Origin of the sequence: Phytoactinopolyspora endophytica (assembly GCF_004138495.1) — a bacterium.
GTDB classification, from domain to species: Bacteria; Actinomycetota; Actinomycetes; order Jiangellales; family Jiangellaceae; genus Phytoactinopolyspora; species Phytoactinopolyspora endophytica.
Window position 1 is genome coordinate 75,719 of the sequence record NZ_ML142863.1, and the last position, 499, is coordinate 76,217.

The 499-nt window shown below is 67.1% G+C and carries 1 pseudogene; it reads right to left on the minus strand.

Annotation, left to right across the window (positions count from 1 at the left end):
* Nucleotides 1–499, minus strand: a pseudogene (locus ELR45_RS41420) (signal recognition particle protein); the annotation flags it as partial.

Below are 499 nucleotides of genomic sequence, written 5' to 3' on the forward strand. Positions count from 1 at the left end.
CATCTGGTCAAGGAAGTCGTCGAAGGTGAAGCCCTTGCCGCCCTTGTCGGACAGCTTTTTGGCGATCTTCTCCGCCTCGGAGGCGTCGAACGCCTTTTCGGCCTGCTCGATCAGCGTGAGCATGTCCCCGAGGTCGAGGATGCGCGATGCCATCCGCTCGGGGTGGAACACGTCGAAGTCGGTGAGCTTCTCCCCCGCCGATGCGAACATCACCGGCCGGCCGGTCACCGAGGCGACCGACAGCGCGGCACCGCCGCGGGCGTCGCCATCGAGCTTGGTCAGCACGACCCCGTCGAACCCGACGCCGTCGAGGAAGGCGTTGGCGGTGGTGACCGCGTCCTGCCCGATCATGGCGTCGACGACGAACAGCGTCTCGTCGGGGTGGACGGCGTCCCGGATGTCGGCGGCCTGCTGCATCAGCTCCGCGTCGACACCCAGCCGACCCGCCGTGTCGACCACGACGACGTCGTACAGCTTGGATTTGGCGTGCTCGATGCTG